The 21295-nt window shown below is 39.8% G+C and carries 20 protein-coding genes and 2 riboswitches; of the genes, 8 read left to right on the top strand and 12 right to left on the bottom strand.

Translation table 11 applies throughout. The features are described 5' to 3' along the window. Position 1: 1 nt before the first annotated feature. The 3 genes from B3D98_RS08310 to parE form a co-directional block, all read right to left on the bottom strand. Positions 2 to 997 carry an ABC transporter substrate-binding protein gene (locus tag B3D98_RS08310; protein WP_103118202.1) on the bottom strand — a complete coding sequence of 332 codons (996 nt, stop codon included), beginning with the start codon at positions 995 to 997 and terminating at the stop codon, positions 2 to 4. A gap of 153 nt (positions 998 to 1150) precedes the next feature. Beyond that, positions 1151 to 1261: riboswitch (TPP riboswitch) on the bottom strand. A gap of 108 nt (positions 1262 to 1369) precedes the next feature. Continuing rightward, a complete protein-coding gene (gene parC / locus B3D98_RS08305) occupies positions 1370 to 3808 on the bottom strand; it encodes a DNA topoisomerase IV subunit A (protein WP_048393066.1) in 2439 nt (812 codons plus the stop codon). Beyond that, positions 3805 to 5781, bottom strand: coding sequence for a DNA topoisomerase IV subunit B (gene parE / locus B3D98_RS08300; protein WP_112118572.1), 1977 nt, complete (start codon positions 5779 to 5781; stop codon positions 3805 to 3807). Before parE ends, parC begins: the two co-directional genes overlap by 4 nt. A gap of 561 nt (positions 5782 to 6342) precedes the next feature. Here parE and plsY point away from each other — a divergent pair. The 6 genes from plsY to B3D98_RS08270 all read left to right on the top strand — a co-directional run bounded on the left by plsY (position 6343) and on the right by B3D98_RS08270 (position 11631). Beyond that, positions 6343 to 6945: a glycerol-3-phosphate 1-O-acyltransferase PlsY gene (gene plsY, locus B3D98_RS08295; protein ID WP_048393068.1), complete on the top strand. Its 603-nt coding sequence runs from the start codon at positions 6343 to 6345 to the stop codon at positions 6943 to 6945. Positions 6946 to 6964: 19 nt separating this feature from the next. Then, positions 6965 to 7255, top strand: a complete 291-nt coding sequence (locus B3D98_RS08290; protein ID WP_048393071.1) for a HesB/YadR/YfhF family protein — start codon at positions 6965 to 6967, stop codon at positions 7253 to 7255. A 188-nt stretch (positions 7256 to 7443) separates the two neighbouring features. Next, entirely contained in the window at positions 7444 to 8988 is a 1545-nt protein-coding gene (locus tag B3D98_RS08285; protein ID WP_054550233.1) for a spore germination protein, read from the top strand. A 25-nt stretch (positions 8989 to 9013) separates the two neighbouring features. Further along, positions 9014 to 10213, top strand: a complete 1200-nt coding sequence (locus B3D98_RS08280) for a Ger(x)C family spore germination protein (RefSeq protein WP_054550234.1) — start codon at positions 9014 to 9016, stop codon at positions 10211 to 10213. 4 nt (positions 10214 to 10217) lie between these two features. Beyond that, on the top strand, positions 10218 to 10451 hold the full coding sequence (locus B3D98_RS08275; protein WP_054550235.1) for a hypothetical protein: 234 nt from the start codon (positions 10218 to 10220) through the stop codon (positions 10449 to 10451). A gap of 31 nt (positions 10452 to 10482) precedes the next feature. Beyond that, positions 10483 to 11631, top strand: a complete 1149-nt coding sequence (locus B3D98_RS08270) for a GerAB/ArcD/ProY family transporter (RefSeq protein WP_288582315.1) — start codon at positions 10483 to 10485, stop codon at positions 11629 to 11631. A 39-nt stretch (positions 11632 to 11670) separates the two neighbouring features. Here B3D98_RS08270 and metA read toward each other — a convergent pair whose 3' ends face one another. Beyond that, positions 11671 to 12606, bottom strand: coding sequence for a homoserine O-acetyltransferase MetA (gene metA / locus B3D98_RS08265; RefSeq protein WP_288582313.1), 936 nt, complete (start codon positions 12604 to 12606; stop codon positions 11671 to 11673). Between the two features lie 123 nt (positions 12607 to 12729). Further along, positions 12730 to 12841: riboswitch (SAM riboswitch) on the bottom strand. 203 nt (positions 12842 to 13044) lie between these two features. On the opposite strand from metA, the gene B3D98_RS08260 reads away from it, so the two are divergent. Then, positions 13045 to 13416, top strand: a complete 372-nt coding sequence (locus B3D98_RS08260) for a nucleotide excision repair endonuclease (protein WP_004227912.1) — start codon at positions 13045 to 13047, stop codon at positions 13414 to 13416. A 54-nt stretch (positions 13417 to 13470) separates the two neighbouring features. Here the strand turns inward: B3D98_RS08260 and B3D98_RS08255 are convergent, their stop codons facing one another. Both B3D98_RS08255 and B3D98_RS08250 read right to left on the bottom strand, forming a co-directional pair. Then, positions 13471 to 13857, bottom strand: a complete 387-nt coding sequence (locus B3D98_RS08255; RefSeq protein ID WP_112118567.1) for a hypothetical protein — start codon at positions 13855 to 13857, stop codon at positions 13471 to 13473. Between the two features lie 22 nt (positions 13858 to 13879). Continuing rightward, a complete protein-coding gene (locus B3D98_RS08250) occupies positions 13880 to 14662 on the bottom strand; it encodes a TrmB family transcriptional regulator (protein ID WP_054550238.1) in 783 nt (260 codons plus the stop codon). A gap of 125 nt (positions 14663 to 14787) precedes the next feature. Between B3D98_RS08250 and B3D98_RS08245 the strand changes: the two genes are divergently transcribed. After that, positions 14788 to 15558 carry a TSUP family transporter gene (locus B3D98_RS08245; RefSeq protein ID WP_048393079.1) on the top strand — a complete coding sequence of 257 codons (771 nt, stop codon included), beginning with the start codon at positions 14788 to 14790 and terminating at the stop codon, positions 15556 to 15558. 40 nt (positions 15559 to 15598) lie between these two features. Here the strand turns inward: B3D98_RS08245 and panF are convergent, their stop codons facing one another. The 6 genes from panF to B3D98_RS08215 all read right to left on the bottom strand — a co-directional run bounded on the left by panF (position 15599) and on the right by B3D98_RS08215 (position 21294). Then, a complete protein-coding gene (panF, locus tag B3D98_RS08240) occupies positions 15599 to 17044 on the bottom strand; it encodes a sodium/pantothenate symporter (protein WP_048393080.1) in 1446 nt (481 codons plus the stop codon). Continuing rightward, positions 17044 to 17307, bottom strand: coding sequence for a YhdT family protein (locus tag B3D98_RS08235; protein WP_004227902.1), 264 nt, complete (start codon positions 17305 to 17307; stop codon positions 17044 to 17046). Before B3D98_RS08235 ends, panF begins: the two co-directional genes overlap by 1 nt. Before the next feature lie 253 nt (positions 17308 to 17560). Next, positions 17561 to 18115: a short-chain dehydrogenase gene (locus B3D98_RS08230; protein ID WP_288582305.1), complete on the bottom strand. Its 555-nt coding sequence runs from the start codon at positions 18113 to 18115 to the stop codon at positions 17561 to 17563. Between the two features lie 61 nt (positions 18116 to 18176). Then, positions 18177 to 19652, bottom strand: a complete 1476-nt coding sequence (locus B3D98_RS08225) for a class I adenylate-forming enzyme family protein (protein WP_288582304.1) — start codon at positions 19650 to 19652, stop codon at positions 18177 to 18179. A gap of 15 nt (positions 19653 to 19667) precedes the next feature. Beyond that, complete coding sequence (gene fabG, locus B3D98_RS08220) at positions 19668 to 20399, bottom strand: 3-oxoacyl-ACP reductase FabG (RefSeq protein WP_048393085.1); 732 nt, start codon at positions 20397 to 20399, stop codon at positions 19668 to 19670. Beyond that, positions 20383 to 21294, bottom strand: coding sequence for an alpha/beta fold hydrolase (locus B3D98_RS08215; RefSeq protein WP_288582301.1), 912 nt, complete (start codon positions 21292 to 21294; stop codon positions 20383 to 20385). The genes fabG and B3D98_RS08215 overlap by 17 nt, the downstream gene beginning before the upstream one ends. Position 21295: the final 1 nt, after the last annotated feature.

Below are 21295 nucleotides of genomic sequence, written 5' to 3'. Positions count from 1 at the left end.
CTTATTTGGCCTCCTTTTTAGGTAAGAAATCATTAGTAAAGGCTTTTTTCGCATCAAATTCGCCCTCTAGTACTTGATTGCTAGACATCCATTTCGCGTAATTTTCCCACACAGAAAGCTTTTGCTCTCCCCATTGCTTGGCATCATCCTGATATTTATCAGCCAGCCATTCCTGACTTTTATGCACTAATGCTTTATCTAAATCAGGTGCCGCTTCGATTAAAATATCAGCCGCTTCACTTGGGTTTTCAATTGCGTATTCATAGCCCTTCGATGCAGCTGCCACAAAGGCTTTGACTACATCCGGGTTGTCCTGTATCATTTTTTCATTTGTAGCTAAAACTGGCGTATAATAATCCAATTGATCACTATAATCTGTAAGATATAGCATATTAATCTTTTCCCCACGCAGCTCAGCCTCAATCCCAGTCCATGCATAATAAATCCAAGCAAAATCTATATCTTTTTCCATCATTGTAAAGAAATCTAAATCCCCTGCATTGACGATATCTAGCTTATTAATATCTGCCTTTTCTTTTTGCATGAGTGATTGTAAAACGGCTTGCTCTAATGGTGCGCCCCAACCACCATAGGTTTTACCTTCAAAATCCTTTGGCGATGTAATGCCCTTTGAAGCAATAGAAGCAAAGCCAGATGTATTATGCTGTATAATTGCTGCGATGGAGACCAGCGGCACATCCTGGACTCGTGCCTGTGTTATGCCTTCCTGATAGCTCACGCCAAAATCCGCCTTTCCAGAAGCAACAAGCTGATCTGCGCCCGCCTCACCAGGCATAATAATATCAACATCTAAACCCTGTTCCTCAAAATAACCGAGTTTTTTGGCAACATATAGTCCTGTATGATTTGTATTCGGCGTCCAATCCAGTACCACAGACACCTTTTTCAGCTTGTCTGCAGCCTGCTTGTCATCCTTGTCACTACAGCCTACTAATGTCAATAGTGCTGCCAATAAAATAAAAAACCATTTTTTCATGCGAAAGCCTCCCAGTTTGTAATATGAAAGTGTTCATGAATGAATGTTGTCACCAGAAGAAAGCGTATACAATGTTGGCAAGCTGTTGCTTGAAAACATAAAAAAACGCCTAGGATTCCTCCCAGACGTATTGCAATCAATCTTCAAAACTTTGCTTTTTGAATAGATGTTCCCTACGCTGGTACGAGCCAAATCAGGTTCAAAGGGTCAGCGTCTACCGGACACAATCTCAGCTAGCAATTACTAGCCCCCCTACATTCTTTCGCTATGAACTTTTCGATGATTATTATACCCATAGTTTCACTTAAATGACAAGGTGCTATTTTTGAATAGAGCTTAAAGCCCAGCGCTCCTAAGAGGCTGGGCATGCTTTTAGCTTGGTTTCTGTTCTTTTTTGGCTGTTACAACATGAGAAATTGCTCCATCTGTTGCAATATCCACTTTAAATGAACCATTGGAATGGCGATCCGCACGAGACAATGCTTGTACGTCAATCATCTCTTGAACACCTTTTTCAGTTTCAATCACAACCTGCTCCTCGTCTGTTGCTTGAACAACTGCCACAATTCGGTGAGGGTTTGCTTTTAACTCTGTTAATACTTTTAGTCCACGTTTTGCACGACTCGCTACTTCAACTTCAGCGACATTCATTTTCTTTACGGCCCCACGCTGTGTCACAATCACTACATAGTGGGTAACATCAGGCTGTAACACATTGACTCCAACTAAGGCTTCTCCATCTTTTAGTGTGATCCCTTTCACACCGCCTGTTTTCACACCTGTAACTGGTAACTCCTCCATAGGGAAACGAATCGCATAGGCTGTATCCGTTGTGAGCATCAGCTCCACGTCATCTGTTACAAATGATGCATAGATCATCGCATCACCAGCCTTGACGTTCATCGTTTTAATTGGCTTTGAATAACGTGTTACCGCATAGTCTGCGAGTGGTGAGCGCTTAATTTGGCCATCTTTTGTGGCTGTGAAGACATACGTATTTGGCTGTTCAAATGTTTCGAAGCCATAAACCGCAATAATGGATTCATCTTCCCCTGTTGGCACAATACTTGAAATATGCTGGCCGAGATCCTTCCAGCGTATATCAGGCAGCTCATGAACAGGCTGATAAATATAATTGCCTCGATTTGTGAACAGCAATAGATGGTGCTGTGTATTTAAGTTTGCTTCATACAATAAATAATCTGAATCCTTCATGGCAAAATCTTGCCCGTTTGAAGCGGCATGAGAACGTGTGGATGTACGTTTAATATAACCATCCTTCGTTACTGTTACGACAACCTCTTCACTTGGCACAAGGACATCCAATGTAATTTTAATTTCTTCAATTTCTTGCTCAATCTTCGAGCGACGAGGCTCTGTAAAGCGTTTCTTAATATCTAGTAACTCTTGTTTAATAACACGCACTAGCTTTGCTTCACTTTGTAGAATCCCCTCTAGCTTCGCAATTAGCTTATTTAACTCGTCCTGTTCCTGACGAAGCTCTGTAATATCCGTATTCGTTAAACGATATAATTGCAGGCTTACAATGGCCTCTGCTTGTACCTCTGTAAAATCAAACTTCGCTTGTAAATTAAGCTTCGCATCCTTCTTATCATTAGAAGAACGGATCGTCGCAATGACTTCATCTAAAATGGAAAGGGCTTTAATTAATCCATCTACAATATGGGAACGATCCTTTGCCTTTTGTAAATCATAAATGGAACGGTTTGTTACCACTTCTTTTTGATGGGCAATATACGCATCTAGCAATAATGGCAATGTCATCATCGTTGGACGACGATTATGAATGGCAATCATATTAAAATTATAAGCTACCTGTAAATCCGTTGTTTTAAACAAGTACTGTAAAATTCCTTGTCCTGGTACATCCTTTTTCAGCTCAATTACGACACGTAAGCCTGTACGGTCTGATTCATCTCGAATTTCTGCAATGCCTTCTAGTCGTTTATCTACACGTTGCTCATCAATTTTTTTCACAAGATTCGCTTTATTTACATCATATGGTAACTCAGTGATAACAATTTGCTCTTTACCACCCTTGATTGGTTCAACAACTGCTTGTGCACGGACGATGATTTTACCACGACCTGTTTCATACGCCTTTTTAATGCCATCAACACCTTGAATGATTCCACCCGTTGGGAAATCAGGTCCTTTAATCACCGTCATCAATTCATCTACAGTAACATTAGGCTTGTCTAAGCGCATCAACACAGCATCCAGTACTTCATCTAAGGCATGTGGCGGAATATCTGTCGCATAACCAGCGGAAATTCCTGTAGAGCCATTGACTAAAAGGTTAGGAAAACGTGCTGGTAATACAGTTGGCTCCATATCCTGATCATCAAAGTTTGGCACAAATTCAACCGTTTTCTTGCCAATATCTCGTAGCATTTCAGCGGCAATAGCTGATAGTCTCGCCTCTGTATAACGCATTGCAGCTGGAGGATCGCCATCTACCGAGCCATTGTTCCCGTGCATCTCAATGAGCATATGACGTGCCTTCCAGTCCTGACTCATCCGTACCATCGCTTCATACACAGAGCTATCGCCGTGCGGATGATAGTTACCAATTACATTACCCACTGTTTTTGCGGATTTACGGAACGGCTTATCATGTGTGTTACCTTCCGTAAACATCGCATATAAAATACGGCGCTGTACTGGTTTAAGACCGTCACGTGCATCAGGCAACGCGCGGTCTTGAATAATATATTTACTATAGCGACCAAAACGGTCACCCATTACTTCTTCTAACGGTAAATCTTGAAACTTTTCTGTACTACTCATGCTTGGTCCTCCTCTTGTTGGATGAATTCATTCTCTAAAATGTTAGAATCATCCTCCATACCGAAGTCTACATTGGCTTCGATCCATTTACGACGTGGTTCCACCTTATCACCCATTAACGTCGTGACACGTCTCTCCGCTCGTGCACCATCCTCGATTGTGACACGAATCAATGTCCGTGTTTCAGGGTTCATCGTTGTGTCCCACAGTTGGTCTGCATTCATCTCACCAAGACCTTTATAGCGCTGTAATATGTAACCCTTTCCAACCTTCTTGATGGCCTTTTGTAAATCACTTTCTGTCCAAGCATATTCAATGACTTCTTTTTTCCCTGTACCTCTTGAGACTTTATAAAGCGGCGGTAGTGCGATATAGACCTTCCCAGACTCAATGAGCGGACGCATATAACGATAGAAGAATGTTAATAGCAAGACTTGAATATGTGCCCCATCTGTATCCGCATCGGTCATGATGACTACTTTATTGTAGGCAGAATCCTCCACCGCAAAATCCGTACCAACACCTGCCCCAATCGCATGGATAATCGTTGAAATTTCTTCGTTTTTCATAATATCCTGTAGCTTGGCTTTTTCTGTATTGATTACTTTCCCGCGCAATGGCAGAATCGCTTGGAATGTACGGTCACGACCTTGTTTAGCAGAGCCACCCGCAGAATCACCCTCGACTAAATACAGCTCATTTTTTGCCGCATTACGTGACTGAGCTGGTGTTAATTTTCCAGATAAAATCGTACTACCCTTTTTGTTTTTCTTGCCATTTCGTGCATCCTCACGCGCTTTACGAGCTGCTTCACGCACTTGCTGCGCTCGAATCGCTTTACGAACAAGAGAAGCTGATAACTCTGCATTTTCCTCTAGCACATACAAAATTTGCTCAGACACTACACTATCTACTGCAGAACGAGCCTCACTTGTCCCAAGCTTGCCCTTTGTTTGTCCTTCAAATTGCAGTAAATGCTCTGGGATACGAACAGACACGATCGCTGCTAAGCCCTCACGAATATCTGTCCCCTCAAGGTTTTTATCCTTGTCCTTTAACAGGCCAATTTTTCTTGCATATTCATTAAAGACACGTGTCAATGCTGCCTTTGCACCCGTTTCATGTGTACCACCATCACGTGTACGGACATTATTAACGAATGATAAAATCGTTTCTGAATAACCATCGTTATACTGGAAAGCGAACTCTACTTCGATTTCATCCTGTACGCCTTCTACATATTTTACTGGATGAAGGACATCTTTTTCCTCATTCAAATACGCAACGAAAGCCTCAATGCCATTCTCATAAAAGAACACATCGCTCTTGCCTTCCTCGCGCTCATCAATTAATTCAATTTTTAAGCCCTTTAATAAAAAGGCTGATTCACGTAATCGTTCCGCTAACGTATCATAATTGAATTTTGTGACAGAGAAGATCGTTTCATCTGGTAGGAAATGAACAAGCGTTCCTGTCTGCTTGGTCTGCCCAATATTTTCAAGTGTTGTGACAGGATGTCCACCATGCTCAAAGCGTTGACGATACTTTTTACCATCGCGATGGATTGTCACCTCTAAAAATGTTGAGAGCGCATTCACAACGGAAGAACCAACACCATGTAAACCTCCACTTGTTTTATAGCCACCTTGACCAAATTTACCACCAGCGTGTAGCACTGTAAAAATAATTTCTGGTGTCGGTTTGCCCATTTTATGCATACCGGTTGGCATCCCACGGCCAAAGTCGCGCACACTCATACTTTGATCTTTATGAATTGTGACAATAATATGAGATCCAAAGCCAGCCAGTGCTTCATCCACCGCATTATCTACGATTTCATACACAAGGTGATGAAGTCCACGGCCATCCGTAGAACCGATATACATGCCAGGTCGTTTGCGTACCGCTTCTAATCCTTCTAATACTTGTATAGCGTCATCATTATAGACGCTAGGTGACTGTTTATTCGTCAAAAAAATTCCCCTCCAAAAAACAAACACATGTTCTATTTATGTTCTCATCCTAATAATAATAGCATTTCCTGTCAATAGCTAGCGACAGGTCCAATAAAATTTTAAAATTTGCTCACAGTTTTGATCTTTTTTATTAATAGTAAACATCTTCAACAGTTGCTTAAAATTGGTATTTGAGCAAGACAGACTGCTTCTAGCTTCCATCATCATTTGACGCATTGAAGCCTACTTAGTTGCAAAATAAAGTTGTGATGCTTGCAAATAAAAGCACACTAACTCGTGCCTTGCGATTAAACAGGATAAAGTTAGACTTCTATTCTACCAAAGGAATGAGCGATTGACAAAATTGCCATTTTGCCTATATTTTTATAAAGGTTTTAGTGCTTCCTACAAATTTATGTCTAAAAGCCTAGTCCTCGCTAATAGATTCTCTTTTGTATTGATTCAAGACTTCGGATGAAATCTCCTTCATAACATTGTAGATTAGCAAGAAAAAGTGTAAAATACTTGTTACAAACTATTAGTACCAAGTGATGGACTATGAATGAAAGGAGTCCAACTATGATCAATGGACTTATTATTTTATGTGCTTATCTAATCGGCTCTATACCTTCTGGATTATGGATAGGCAAAATTTTTTATAATACCGATATTCGTGAACACGGGAGCGGTAATCTTGGTGCGACCAATACTTTTAGAACATTAGGGAAAAAGGCTGGTATTATTGTTACGGTGATGGATGTCTTAAAAGGAACAGCCGCTGTCTTACTCGTGACACTTCCTGTTTTCTCTGATACTACACTCCACTCTTTATTACTGGGTCTTGTCGCTGTTATCGGTCATATGTTCCCGATCTTTGCCAACTTCCGTGGTGGGAAAGCTGTGGCAACGTCAGCTGGTGTATTATTAGGCTATTCTTGGCCACTCTTTGTCCTACTATTTATTACCTTTATTGTGACATTAAAAATCACAAAAATCGTCAGCTTAACATCGATGATAGCCGCTTTAGTAGCGCTTATCTATGCAATCGTTTATTATTTTATTACAGGTGACTTTGCATTAGGCATCTTGGTAGCCTTTTTATTTACCTTTATTATTTATCGTCACCGTGCCAATATTGCTCGTATTAAAAACGGCACCGAACCAAAGGTAAAATGGCTGTAGGAAGAGAGGAGCATTTGAAATGAATATTGCATTGACAGATGAAGCCCTACAATGGTTCAAACATGAAATGGAAGTTGAACCTGGTGATACAATTCGTTTTTATGCACGTTATGGTGGCTCAAGTCCGTTTCACGAAGGCTTTTCACTAGGCATGACACGTGAGGAACCTATTGCCATAGGTGTGCAAACAGAAATTGATGGTGTTATCTATTACATTGATGAGAAAGATCTTTGGTTCTTTAACGATCACAATTTACATGTTGATGTTGATACAAGTAATGATGAATTACAATACGACTATCGTACATAAAGCAGTCTGTCCTTTCCATACATGAAAGGACAGACTGTTTTTTTATTTATTACAAAACAAGACACACGAAAGTTGCAAGGAATGTGATATTGCCACAAATAGCTAGATTTTTCATATCTCTTTCGTTTATCTCTCAAAAAAATTGTCCATTCTAAAGGTAATGAACGACCATTTGAGGAGGAAAACACATGTCCATGTCTAACAATAACGAGACCTCCCCATCCCATACAACGAACGATTTATTGTATACTTCCCTATCTAAAAATATAAAAATCATTCAACAATCACTAGGGCATAGTAATGATATTATCATACGTGAAATTGCGATTGGAGAAACTGATCCCCATAGCCTCGCCATTATTTCCATTGATGGCTTATCGGATAAAACGACTATTTCTGATTCTGTTATCGATAAACTGATGGCAAATATTGAAGAAGAACAAGATATTGAAATAACAACCATTAATCAATATGTTCGGAATTCCTATTTAACGGTAGGCGATGTGACGAATATTGAGCATTTCACAACACTCTACAATGCCATTCTCAATGGTGAAACGGTTATTTTATTAGATGGCTTTGCCGAAGGGATTGTGACAAGTACTAGAAGTGCCAAGGATCGAGCTGTCACAGAGCCATCGACGGAATCCGTAATTCGCGGACCGAGGGAATCCTTTACGGAAACCTTGCGTACGAATACAGCGCTCATTCGTCGCAAAATAAAAAGTCCGAATCTCTGGATAAAATCACGCGTTATCGGAGATGTGACACAAACAGATGTAGCAGTGATGTATATAAATGGCATCGCCAGTGACAAAATCGTCGCAGAGGTATTGGCTCGATTAGATCGTATTAATATTGATGGCATTCTGGAAAGTGGCTATATTGAGGATTTTATTCAAGACTCAAAAAACTCTATGTTTCCTACCGTCTACAACTCTGAACGACCTGATGTCATCGCAGGTGAATTATTAGATGGCAAAGTGGCGATTCTAGTTGATGGCACACCTTTTGTCTTAGTCGTTCCAGCGCTATTTACATCCTTTTTACAATCAGCAGAAGATTATTATCAGCATTGGATGATTAGCTCACTTGTACGTATCTTGCGTTTCTTTGGTATCAGTCTAGCATTAGTAGCACCATCCTTGTATGTGGCGATTACTACCTTTCATCAGGAAATGCTACCGACACCCATGTTAATTAGCATTGCTTCACAAAGGGAAGGCGTACCCTTTCCTGCAGTAGTAGAAGCGCTTATTATGGAGGTTGCCTTTGAGGTCTTAAGGGAAGCTGGACTTCGTATGCCTCGAACAATCGGTCCTGCGGTATCCATCGTAGGTACTTTAGTTATTGGTCAGGCAGCAGTTGATGCAGGCGTCGTTTCCGCTGTAATGGTAATTATTGTAGCCTTAACAGCGATTTGTAGCTTTCTATTCCCTGCCTATGGCTTATCGAATACGATTCGTGTACTACGTTTCCCATTAATGATTTTAGCTGCTATGTTTGGTTTATTCGGTGTAATGTTTGGCATTATGCTAATTATTCTTCATCTATGTAGCATTCGTTCATTTGGTGTACCTTATTTAAGCCCATTCGCACCGTTGGTATTACAGGATCAGAAGGATGCGTTTCTGCTGTTCCCGCGTAGAAAGTTACTTACACGACCTCGTTTGGTCAATCAAAAAAATATTGTTAGAGGACATAAATATATCAATGTAAAAAGCAGGAAATAACAACTGGATAAATGAGGAATGAAATATGGCAAAAATAAACTGGATTTGCTTACTATGTATCCTCACAATACTGTTAAGTGGCTGCTGGAGTAAGCGTGAATTAAATGAATTGGCCATAGTCGTAGCATTTGGCATTGACAAAATAGATGAGGAATATGAAATTACAGTTCAAATTGTTGATCCTAGTGAAGTCTCAGTGCGCCAAGCTTCCACTCAACGCTCTCCTGTCGTTAGCTATCATTCGAGAGGCGAGACCATCTTTGAAGCCATTCGGAAAATGACGACTATTGCAGCTCGAAAACCTTATTTTGCCCACCTTCAAGTGGTTGTATTAGGGGAAGATCTCGCGAAAGAAGGCATTAGTGATGCACTTGATTTAATTGTAAGGGACCATGAATTTCGTAAGGATTTCGACGTCATTATGTCTCACGAAGCAACAGCGAAGGAAGTATTAAATGTACTAACACCCATCGAAAAAGTTCCTGCAAATAAAATCTTGAATTCCCTTGATGTCTCTGAAAAGGCTTGGGGCTCCACGATAGCTGTTAATATTGATGAATTAGTCAATACGTTAACCAATAAGCATAAAGGGGCGTTAATTTCTGCTATTGAAGTTCATGGCGATAAGAAATTAGGTGTAGATCAAACAAATGTGCAACGTGTTAAAACACCTGTGCTATTACGTTATACAGGTTTAGCAGTATTTAAAGGGGATAAATATATAGGGCTACTGACTGAAAGCGAAAGCAAAAGTATTAGTTTTCTTAATGACAAAATTCAAAGTACGATAGAAATCATCGCCTGTCCTAATAAAGGGACCTTGTCTACTGAAATCACCCAATCCACTACAAAGGTGAAAGGGTCATTTAAAAACGGGAAACCGAAAATCGATGTCCATATTAATGTAGAGCAGAATGTTGGAGAGGTCGAATGTGATATCGATCTTACCAAAAATAAATCGATTGATTACGTTAATAAAAAAACAGCCCAGGGGATTGATGACCGCATTGAAAAAACAGTAGAGAAAATTCAACAGCAATATGAAGTCGATGTTTTTGGATTTGGGGATGCCCTACATCGGGCAGATCCAAAGCAGTGGAAAAAAATTAAGGATGACTGGACTTCCATTTTTCCAGATTTAGCAGTGGCTGTTCATGTAAAGGTAACAACCCAAGGTTCAGGTACGATGCAAAATTCATTATTAAACAAGCCAAAGGAGGAGTAATGAGATGGTACTAGCCGTAGCTATCTTGATTATTGCAATCATTGTTGCTCTTGTTTTTATTCCAAAGCTAAAAAAGCAACAGGATAGAAAAGCCATTATTGTATTCTCCTTTTTGCTATTTATTGGAACGGCTTTAAATATGGGGATTGCCCTTAAAATCCATATTCCTAGCCCATTAGATTTGATTACCTTTATCTTCACACCGATTAGGGATTACATTGTGTCATTCACAAAATAGAAAGATGGACTGAGAAACGGAGGGTAGCTTGATGGAAAAAGAGCTAATTAGTTCAAGACAGTTTACAATCGTTACCTTTCTCTATTCTATCGGTACAGCGATTTTAATTATCCCTTCGAGTATTACTGGTGCCGCTAAGCAAGATGCTTGGATAGCGGCAAGCATTGGTGTTCTGCTCAGTTTACTGGTTCTAAAATTATTTTTAACACTGGCCAATCAAACACCGTCCCTAAACTTTATCGAGGCCAATGAAAAAATTCTTGGGCGTTTTTTCGGGAAAATCACAGCGATTTGTTTCCTGATTATGACCTTTCTTTCGGCTGGAGAATTACTTTATTTTATCGGTATTTTCATGAAAACGGAAGTTATGCCAGAGACACCGACATTAGCATTTGCCCTACTGTTCAGTATCCTTATTATGTATGCCGCTTATTTAGGGATTGAGACCTTTGCCCGTTCGGCAGAAATCCTCTTCCCATTGTTTATCTTTATTTTTATTTTTTTCGTCATTAGTATTACCCCTCAAATTACATTTGAGAATATTCAGCCTCTACTAGAAGCGACCAAAGCATCTATGTTTTATAGTATTGCACGCTTTATGAGTATCTTTTCCTTTCCATTAATTGTATTATTGATGCTCTATCCTACTGGCGTCAATGTACAGCCGTCTGCACAGAAAGGGCTATATATTGGGGCAATCCTTGGCGGAATCGTCTTAGTTACGTTGATTGTCCTATCGATTCTTGTATTAGGTCCTGAAAACACTGCATCAAGGACATTTCCTAGCTATGCCTTAGCGCAAAGAATATCTATAGGGAATTTTTTACAGCGCATAGAAATCATTATGGCATTTATGTGGATTACGTCTATATATATTCGTACATTTATGTATTTCTATACGACCGTTGTTGGCCTTGCACAAATTTTGAAGATTAAGGATCATCGTCCGCTTATTATACCGATGGGTATAATTGTCATTGGACTTTCTCAAATTGTTCATCCAGATATTGTGCATTCTACTAATTATAATAATGAAATTTGGCCAATCTTTTCCTTTATTTTCACCATTTTATTACCCATACTTTTGTTGATTGTGGTAGTTATTCGCAATCGTAAATCCAAGGCTCAAAAAAACGAAACACCTCAGCAGGAAACAGAAGATGACAATCAAAAAGTCTAATTTCTTCTAAGCTAGAAAAGAAATTAGACTTTTTATTAATTAAATATGATATTCGATTTCATCTACAAAATCCCATTCATATGGTGTTTCTTGGTAAACATAGTAGTTCAACCAGTTAGAGAATAATAGATGCGTATGGGCACGCCATGTATTCATCGGCACTTGTGTCGGATCGTCATTCGGGAAGTAGTTTACAGGAACGGCGATATCTATGCCCTTCGCCACATCGCGACTATATTCATCGGCTAGTGTTGTCGCATCATACTCTAGATGCCCCGTAATCATAATATTTTTATTATCTTTTGATTGTACAATAAATACCCCAGCATCCTCTGAATAGGATAATAATCGTAGATCTGGATGATTGCGAACCTCGTCAATCGAAACAGATGTATAGCGTGAATGAGGTGCAGTAAATAAATCACTAAAGCCACGTACCAAATCTACAGTTAAATCTGTAATCACATGGGAATAGACGCCTGAGCATTTAGCAGAAAGCTCAACCTTCCCAATGCCATAATGATGATACAATGCAGCCTGTGCCCCCCAACATATATGTAGCACGGATGTCACATTCTTTTTAGACCAATCCATAATTTCTGAAATTTCCTGCCAATAGTTGACCTCTTCAAAAGCCATTTTTTCTACTGGCGCACCAGTTATAATCATACCATCATAGCGTCGGTGTAGAATCTGATTGAACGTTGTGTAGAAAAGCTGCAAATGGGATTTACTCACATTTTTAGACTCGTGTGTGGCTGTATTCAAAAAGGTAATATTGACTTGTAATGGTGTATTCCCCAATAAACGTAATAATTGGAGCTCTGTTTTTTCTTTTTCAGGCATTAAATTTAATATTAATATATTTAATGGACGGATTTGCTGTGTTTTCGCACGATCTTCTTCCATGACGAAGATTTTTTCCTCACGTAAATGTTCTCCAGCTGGTAAATTTTTCGGAATATTAATTGGCATCTTGCTTTCCCCTCTCTATAATCACTCTCTTTTAGCAAATCTTACTTGCGTAGGATGCAACGAAATTAAAAAATCCTCCTCATTCCATACGAGATAGAATGAGAAGGATTTTTTTCACGTCCACTCTTATCTCTCAAAGGAAAAAATCCTTTGCTGGAATTAGCACCTTTCTAACAATTGTTAGAGGTTGCTGAAGCGTCATCGGGCCAAATCCCTCAGCTTCTCTTGATAAGATTATTTAATTATCTTGAATTGTAACACGAACTAGTTAGAATATCAATAATTCATAGAATATTTTGTGATTCATGTGCATGTTCCTTGCTCATTTGATGTACACTAAGCTTGCTATATGTGGTGTTTCTGCATTTAAAATTTATGGTAAACATGCAGTAATTATGTTACCATATACTTTTAGTAAGAGAGAGGAACGTGAATAGTTTGATTAAAATTGAATTTCCAAAACCAGATCTAGTAATCCGTCAACGTGAACAAGATTTAAAACCAGGTGATGTGCCGATCACACCTTACTTCGGTTTTATTGACTTCCATAAAATCACACGTGATAAAGGCGGCATTTTCTTATTCTATAATGACAAGAATGAGCTATTGTTTGTTGGGAAAGCACGTAAAATTCGTCAACGTATTAAAAAACATTTCGAGGATAATGTATCTCCGATGAAAAACCATCGTGATGAAGTGTTCAAAATTGAAGTCTATGAAGTAGAAGATCCAATGGAACGTGAAATTTACGAAACATATGCGATTAATACTTTCCGCTCTAAATATAACGTAGACAAAGTCTTTTATTAGGCATCACGTAAAGAAACCGAAATCTCATTTCTAAAGGGATTTCGGTTTCTTTTATCACATAATGGTCATACGATCAATTGGCGTACTCTGACCGTTAATTCGCAAATCAATGGTATCCAGCTCAGGATTCTTGACGGTGACTTTAAAAACATAGGGTTGAGCCTCTTTCCTTTGCTCGCTGCCTTCTTCTAACTGGATAATAAGCCTATTTCCCTCAGCTGTAATACTTGCCAATACATTCCCTTTTGAATAATAAACAAGGTAATATGGAGCATCCTTTTCATGCAATAGTTGTATTCTGTCATTAGAAACGATATTTTTTTGGACATTATCTGGGACAACCGTTAGCTCATGAATCGTTGGTGGATCGGTAGGTGGTGTAGCATTACAGGCTCCTAGCATTAGTAGGCTTATTAAACCTAGCAACACGAATTTTTTCAAGTAACTCCCCTTCCTTATACGACTATTCTAAGAAAAAAGCTTTACGTTCCTTAGCAATCCAGTCTTCTAACTCCTGGTCATCACGTTTTACTAACCGATTGATGAGCACATCATGCCATATATAATCCTCTAACAAATAAATATGAACCGGATCATTGGTGATAAAGGCCGTCTCTTGGGTAGATGGAGAATGACCATAAATCATTTCCTGACCATCTATCGATAAGATAAACCAATGCGGTGTAGACGCTTTTTTTGTATAATGTGTGGCTCTATGCTGGTCAATTGAGGCGAGATGCTCTCCTACATACAACGTAATGCCATGAACAGGAACATGCAGCGCCACCTCTTGCAAATCTTCACGTAAGGCATCATACATATCTTCCCACATCGACAGCATCACTTTTTTCTTCGCCTTCTTTAGAAGTGACTGACAATAGTTGATAATGGATTCCTTGCCCTTCAGCATGACCACTTTAGGCTCAGCTTCCTGTACTTTTTCCTCTAATTTCTCTAATTTTCCGCTTATAGACGTAAAATTCGACTCCCAGCGCTGTTGCATTTGCTGTAAGAACACAGACACAGGCATTGCCGAATAGGTCGTTTGTTCTGCGGTCTCTTCTTTTAACACGATGCCCTTTTCTACAAGGATATTTAAAATATCATACACTCTTGCACGTGGTATGCCAGAATTTTTACTAACCTGATAAGCACTGACATGACTTTGCTGAACAAGTGCCGTATAGGCCTTCGCTTCATATTCTGTAAAACCCATTTCTTTCAGCTGGGTGATTAATTCCTCCATGTAATCCCTCCATTATCTTTATTATAGGCTACCAATGTGAAGATTTGCCAATGAAAAAATGGGGTTTACAGCGTAAATAAAATTAGTTACTATTTCAGTAGTAACTAATTATAAAGAGGTGTCATATGTTGTTTGAAATCGATGTACATATTCTCATACTATTAATTTCTTTTGGATTTCTGGCGGCTTTTGTTGACTCAGTAGTGGGAGGGGGCGGTTTAATTTCACTACCAGCCTTACTATTTGTTGGGCTCAATCCAGCTGCTGCGGTTGCCACGAACAAACTAGCAGGAGCTATGGGCTCGCTCACTTCCTCTATTTCTTTCTATCGTTCTGGCCAGCTGGACATTCGCTCTGTCCTCAAATATTTTCCACTAGCATTTATCGGATCATTATGTGGTGCTTGGACTGTGCATCTGATTAATCCAGCATTACTAAAGCCATTAATGCTTGTTATGCTGGCGGCTGTTGGGGTATATACGATCTTTAAAAAGGATTGGGGTGCCGTCTCTACCGTAAAAAATCTATCTAAAAAACATTTGTTTTTATTTATGCTGCTATTATTTGCTATTGGTTTTTATGATGGATTTCTTGGTCCTGGGACAGGGTCGTTTTTAATCTTTAGCTTCTTATTGGTAGGCTTCGATTTTTTAAAGGCGGCTGGTAATGCGAAGTTTTTAAATTTGGCGAGTAATGTGGCTGGTGTTTGTATGTTTGCTTACTTAGGTCAAATTCATTATGTTTATGGTCTAGTCATGGGCATTGCGCAAATTGGTGGGGCTATGCTTGGCTCACGGATGGCAATCAAGAAAGGAAGTGGCTTTGTCCGCACGCTATTTATTGTCGTTACAATGACATTACTTGCGAAAAATGCCTATGATTTTATGATGCATTAAAATAAACGCCACAGAATTTGAAATCTGTGGCGTTTTGGCGTTAAATCATAAGCTTTTCGTTTTTAAATTTATGACTAGTGGACAAACTGACAATCACAAAAATAAAGAAGGATGCGACAATTGGTATCGTGACTGTATGCATACCAAAGACAGAAGGATAAAACCGATCAATCATAATATACAACAACATGCCTGAAATCATTGACGCAATCGCTCCGTATTTATTCGCTTTTTTCCAATACAATCCTAAAACGACTGTCCAAATAAAGACAGCCTCTAGTCCACCGAAGGCAAATAAGTTCAACCACACTAATAAATCAGGTGGATTGAGTGCAAAGATGACAACGGCTAGGCCAATGACTGTTGTTACAATAAAGCTTGCACGCTTTATCTCTGCATCACTAGCTTTCGGCTTCATATAATTTAAATAGATGTCTTTGACAACTGTAGAGCTGACAAGCATTAGTAAAGCATTAACCGTAGACATTGTCGCAGCCATTGGTGCAGCTAAAACGATTCCTGCTAAAAATGGCGGTAATACCTTCAACGTCAGGAGCGGCATGACTTTATCACCAATCTCAATGCCCGGTAAGACAGGTCGGGCTAACACCCCAATTAAATGCATGCCAAACATGATTGTCCCTATGGCAATCGTGCCAATAAGAATCGCTTGATGCATACTTTTGGAATCCTTATAGCTCATCGCACGAACCGCAATTTGCGGAAGTCCTACAACCCCTACACCAATGAGAATCCAAAATGTTGAGACATACAGAGGCGTTAAATCTCCTTGTGCGCCAAATGGTGACACAAAGTCAGGATTTTCAGCGACCAGTGAGGCCATTATATTGTCGATGCCTCCACCTGCCACAATGGTGCCGATTAATAAAATAATTGTACCAATCACCATAATTGAACCTTGGACCGTATCTGTAAGTGCAACCGCACGGAAGCCTCCGATAATCACATATACTAACACGGAAATCGCAAAAATAAACAGTGCTGCTGTGTAGCTTAAGCCAGTTAATGACTCAATTAAGCGTGCACCCCCAACCCATTGAGCCATCATAGCCGAAAATAAGAAAACAATGATGCTAATGGCTGATAAAATAACAATGACATGGCTTTTGTAGCGTTCACGTAAAAAGTCGATTAACGTAATGGCCTGGTAACGACGAGCAATAATGGCGAATTTTTTCCCTAAAATCATGAGTACAAAATAACCTGCTGGTAGCTGAGCCATTGCCAGTAATACCCACCCAAGTCCTTTTGTATAGGCTACACCCGGTCCTCCGATAAAACTACTCGCACTGCCATATGTAGCAATCATCGTCATTGCAAGGATAAAACCACCCATTTCACGACCACCTAGGAAATACTCCTGCAGGAATGAATTAGAGGAGCGGACATGCTTATTGGCCCAAATACCGATTCCAAAAATAATAATTAAAAATAATAGCAATGGAAATACAACTTGCCAATGCATTAGCGATCCACCTCCTCATCATCGAATGGTACCTCTTTGAAAAAGAGTTTCATCACAATCCAGATAAGAAGGATCATAAAGCCTGTCCCAGCGATACAGCTATAGAAAAACCAGGCAGGAAAACCAAATACATACGTATAATTTCTTGGATCTCCTGAACCTAATCCATAGGCAAAGCCAAACCAAATCGCAAAGTTGACAAGGACGAGTCCAATTCCGATAAGCGCCTCTCGATGCGCTATTTTAAAGCGTTGATCTTTCACATGTAATCCCCCTAACCTACTCTATTTTACTGATATGTCGGTCTGATGGGAAGAGATGTGAGTAAATAAGGATAAGTTATATGGAAATGATTTTGTTATACTAAGTAAAAGGTAAGGAGAAGAAAGTTGCTTGATCCTGACGTTTTTCACACAAACCTAACTATCCCTCACAATTATGTAGACATCTACAACAAACTGATTATGGAGATAAGTAAAAACCTTCGTCCATCTAGTTAGACGAAGGTTAGTTAGTTTATAATGGTCGCTTTTCCCAAGGTTGTAGCGTCCCGACGATATGGATAGGTTGATCCTGTTGAATAGCAGCAACGACACCTTGCGATATTTCCTCATGCGTAAGCCATCTCGCATGACCTTCTTCCATCATAAAACCTAGCTGGATTTGCCTGTATTGCGAACGAGCAGGGAGCTTCAATTTCTCTTGGACTTCACTTAAATTCGCCTTACTCCCCAACACATGAAACAGTTTCCATTCCCCGTTATTCTCTATTGAAATTACATTGGAGATGTTCTCTAATGTAGTATCCGCATAGGAATGAATCCAAGCAACGACCAATTCAATGGGCCCATTATGCTTAAGCGTTTCTTCTAGCTTCTCTTTTAATAAGGCTATATTACAATAATCAACTAAAATCGGCGTTACAAGTGCGGGTTTGGTTGTTCTATTTCGCAAATCTTCCATTCGATGGGCACTACGTCCAATTACTGAGACATGGTAGCCATCATTCACTAACCAACAGGATGTGTCAGCCAACATCCCTGTTCCACCAATAACTAATGCGTGGGCCATTTATGTGTCCCTCTCTTATTTCGGATTTAGAAAGACGAGCGTTTCTTCCTTCTCATCATACTTAACAGATAGATGAGTCGACAAGCCTATACAATGCCTTTTTATCGATTTTACCAACGCTTGTTTTTGGTAGTTCGTCTAAGAAAATCATTTGTTTTGGAATCTTATAACGTCCTAATTGTTGATGACATAGCTCATTAAGATCATCTATTAGAGAGGCTACTTGGTGGGGACAAACAATAAAAGCTGTCACGATCTCACCCCAATAGTCATCACCTACACCAATCACGGCCACCTCCCGCACATCTGGATGCCGTAGTAGACATTGTTCTACTTCCTGAGGATAGATATTTTCACCACCTGAAATTATCATTTCTTTTCTACGCCCAACAATATAAAAATCGCCTTCCGCATCCATCATCGCTAAATCCCCTGTTTTCAACCAGCCATCTTGCAGGATATTGGCAGTTTCTTGCTTGTTATTCCAGTAAAAGCGAAACATATGCTTCCCTCTTACCAATAGCTCTCCTACTTCTCCAGGTGCACAACTTTTTCCTGTATGATTGATGATTTTAGCTTCATTGAATTGCATGCTTTTCCCGACAGCCCCCTTTTTTGCATAGGCACGCTCTCGGTCAATATAAAAATTATTGGGTCCTGCTTCTGTTAAACCATATCCCTCTTTAAAAAATAATCCCTTATTATAAAAAGCATCGTAAATAGGATGAGGGCACGGGGCACCTCCAGATAAAAATACCTTCATGGAAGGAAATTGATTTTCCTGAAAATACTTCGTAGCAATCATTGCTTGATACATTGTTGGCACAAAAAGAGAAATTGTCGTTTGATATTGGTTCGTTGCTTGTAGTGCCTCTTCTGCATCAAATTTATCGCCAATAATGACGGTTCCTCCCGCCATCAGTAAGGGAATGCATAAAGCATTTAAGCCACCAGTATGAAACATCGGCATATAATTTAATGTCCGATCTTGAGCATGTAAACCCCAGCTAATAATAGTATTCATGGCATTCCAATTGACCGACTGAAAGGATAACACTACTCCCTTTGGCTGACCCGTCGTGCCTCCTGTATAAATCATTAACCATGGATCATCCACATCCACGTCTTGCCTACTTGGTTGTATCTCCTTCTCATGCTGGCTAACATGAAGTGAAAACATTTTTTCTAAAACTAAGGGACAATGACTATCCTCTTCGTATAATAGGATAGCAGGAGTTGCATCCTCCAAAATTTGTGTTAGCTCCTCCTTGCTTAAGCGCCAATTTAAAGGTACATAAATGAGCCCACGTAGCCCACAGGCAAATAAAACAGCAAACAATTGGATATGATTTTTCGCAAAAACAGCGACTCTACTTCCCTTTTGTAGCTGCTGCCGTTCGAAAAATTGACTCCATTTGCCGATTTCCTCAGATAATTGCTGGTAGGTCAATTGTTCCTTTGATGTTAAATTAATCAAGGCGAGGTGGTGAGGTGTTAAAGCTGCACGTTTTAAAATCCATTCTTGCTCAACAAACATCTTGACTACCCCCTATCACATCATAATTGCGCCATCCACATGCAGAGTATGCCCATGAACATAGGAGGCCTCATCAGATGCTAAAAATAAATAGGCATTGGCAATATCACGTGGTGTCCCTAGGCGTTGTAGGGGGACGATTGATCGCATTTGAGCCAAAATATTTTCAGGCATTTTTTTGACCATATCTGTTTCTGTAAAGCCAGGTGCCACTGCATTAACGTTAATCCCCTTACGCCCTAATTCCTTCGCCCATGTTTTTGTCATACCTACAATCGCTGCTTTTGTCGCTGCATAATTGGTTTGACCAACATTGCCATATACTCCACTAACTGAGGATGTATTTATAATTTTGCCTCCACCTGCTGCCACCATATAGGGAATGACCTCCTGTGTACAATGGAAAACACCTGTCAAATTGACATCTAGCACCTGCTGAAATTGATCCTCCGTCATTTTTGTCAGCATCGCGTCTCTTGTAATCCCCGCATTATTCACTAAAATATCAATCCGTCCTGCCTGTTCGATCACTGCCGTCACCAGCTGATTAACGCTCTCTCTACTTGCAACATCTACTTGTATAAATACAGCATTTTCGCCTAGTTGTTGTGCTGCTAGAATGCCTGCTTTATCGTCATAATCGGCGATAAACACCCATGCCCCCTCCTCGATAAAACGCTCAGCAGCCGCATAGCCAATACCATTTGCAGCGCCTGTAATGATAGCCACTTTATTGTTCAAACGCATACTGTCTTCCTCCAATTTCTAAAAAAGCTTCAATTTCAGCTGTCAATTGTGCTAAATCATCGACCAAAGGCGAATGCCCACAATTTTTTAGGCTTACAAACTGTGCTGTTTTGCCTAAATCATGTAATATCTCTGCATTCATTTCCTCTGTAATCACCAAATCACGATCCCCTCGGAGCACTAAAATTGGGATATGAAGCAGCATGGCCTCCCGAGAGCCTTTTGCCACCTCATTGTCAACAGCGCTTATATTAAATGTATTGAGTGCATGATATACTTCTGCTAAATTGCGCTGTGTAAGCATATCTTCTACATATTCTTGATATTTTCCCTCGTTTGGTCGATGATGCGTATAAATTAATACATTCCATATAGACTGTAAGCCTTCCGCATTTTTTTCATCGTAGAAGCCTTGAATAAGCTTTGTTTTGGATGTATCCACCAATACCTCCTCATAATGATAGGCTCGCTTAAAGGAGGCTGGATTGCCTGTTCCTAAATCCGTGTAAAATGGATAACCACGTGTAGAAGCAGACGCAAGTAAAATTAGTCGTTGACAGTGTCCTGGATAATTTGCTACAAACTGCATACAGACAGCTCCACCTGTTGACCAGCCAATCATATCAAAGCTGTGCAGTTGCAGTGCATCCACAAATAGTTTGACATCATCACTAAAATCTTTAATAGCAGTGATTGGCTTAAGATAGGATGATTCACCAAAACCACGTAAATCTATCGCGTAAATGGTGTATTTCTCATCTAAAGCATCCATCAGAATATCCCAATGCTTAGAAGATGTCATATTGCCATGTACCAACACTAAAGGATGACCTCCACCTGATCGCTTGCGATAGGCCATTGTTTCTCCATTTGCTAGTTGAATCGTTTTTACCATG

This window comes from Lysinibacillus sp. UBA5994, from assembly GCF_002429725.1.
GTDB lineage: Bacteria > Bacillota > Bacilli > Bacillales_A > Planococcaceae > Lysinibacillus > Lysinibacillus capsici.
This window is presented reverse-complemented; position numbering and strand designations above follow the sequence as displayed.

Bases quoted from the DNA above. Each gene is read 5' to 3' on its own strand.
- B3D98_RS08245 (WP_048393079.1), top strand. From the start codon at position 14,788: ATGTTGTTTGAAATCGATGTACATATTCTCATACTATTAATTTCTTTT.
- panF (WP_048393080.1), bottom strand. From the start codon at position 17,044: ATGCATTGGCAAGTTGTATTTCCATTGCTATTATTTTTAATTATTATT.
- B3D98_RS08225 (WP_288582304.1), bottom strand. From the start codon at position 19,652: ATGTTTGTTGAGCAAGAATGGATTTTAAAACGTGCAGCTTTAACACCT.
- parC (WP_048393066.1), bottom strand. From the start codon at position 3,808: ATGAGTAGTACAGAAAAGTTTCAAGATTTACCGTTAGAAGAAGTAATG.
- B3D98_RS08275 (WP_054550235.1), top strand. From the start codon at position 10,218: ATGGTACTAGCCGTAGCTATCTTGATTATTGCAATCATTGTTGCTCTT.
- plsY (WP_048393068.1), top strand. From the start codon at position 6,343: ATGATCAATGGACTTATTATTTTATGTGCTTATCTAATCGGCTCTATA.
- B3D98_RS08250 (WP_054550238.1), bottom strand. From the start codon at position 14,662: ATGGAGGAATTAATCACCCAGCTGAAAGAAATGGGTTTTACAGAATAT.
- B3D98_RS08310 (WP_103118202.1), bottom strand. From the start codon at position 997: ATGAAAAAATGGTTTTTTATTTTATTGGCAGCACTATTGACATTAGTA.
- B3D98_RS08270 (WP_288582315.1), top strand. From the start codon at position 10,483: ATGGAAAAAGAGCTAATTAGTTCAAGACAGTTTACAATCGTTACCTTT.
- B3D98_RS08215 (WP_288582301.1), bottom strand. From the start codon at position 21,294: ATGGTAAAAACGATTCAACTAGCAAATGGAGAAACAATGGCCTATCGC.
- B3D98_RS08290 (WP_048393071.1), top strand. From the start codon at position 6,965: ATGAATATTGCATTGACAGATGAAGCCCTACAATGGTTCAAACATGAA.
- B3D98_RS08285 (WP_054550233.1), top strand. From the start codon at position 7,444: ATGTCCATGTCTAACAATAACGAGACCTCCCCATCCCATACAACGAAC.
- B3D98_RS08280 (WP_054550234.1), top strand. From the start codon at position 9,014: ATGGCAAAAATAAACTGGATTTGCTTACTATGTATCCTCACAATACTG.
- metA (WP_288582313.1), bottom strand. From the start codon at position 12,606: ATGCCAATTAATATTCCGAAAAATTTACCAGCTGGAGAACATTTACGT.
- fabG (WP_048393085.1), bottom strand. From the start codon at position 20,399: ATGCGTTTGAACAATAAAGTGGCTATCATTACAGGCGCTGCAAATGGT.
- B3D98_RS08230 (WP_288582305.1), bottom strand. From the start codon at position 18,115: ATGGCCCACGCATTAGTTATTGGTGGAACAGGGATGTTGGCTGACACA.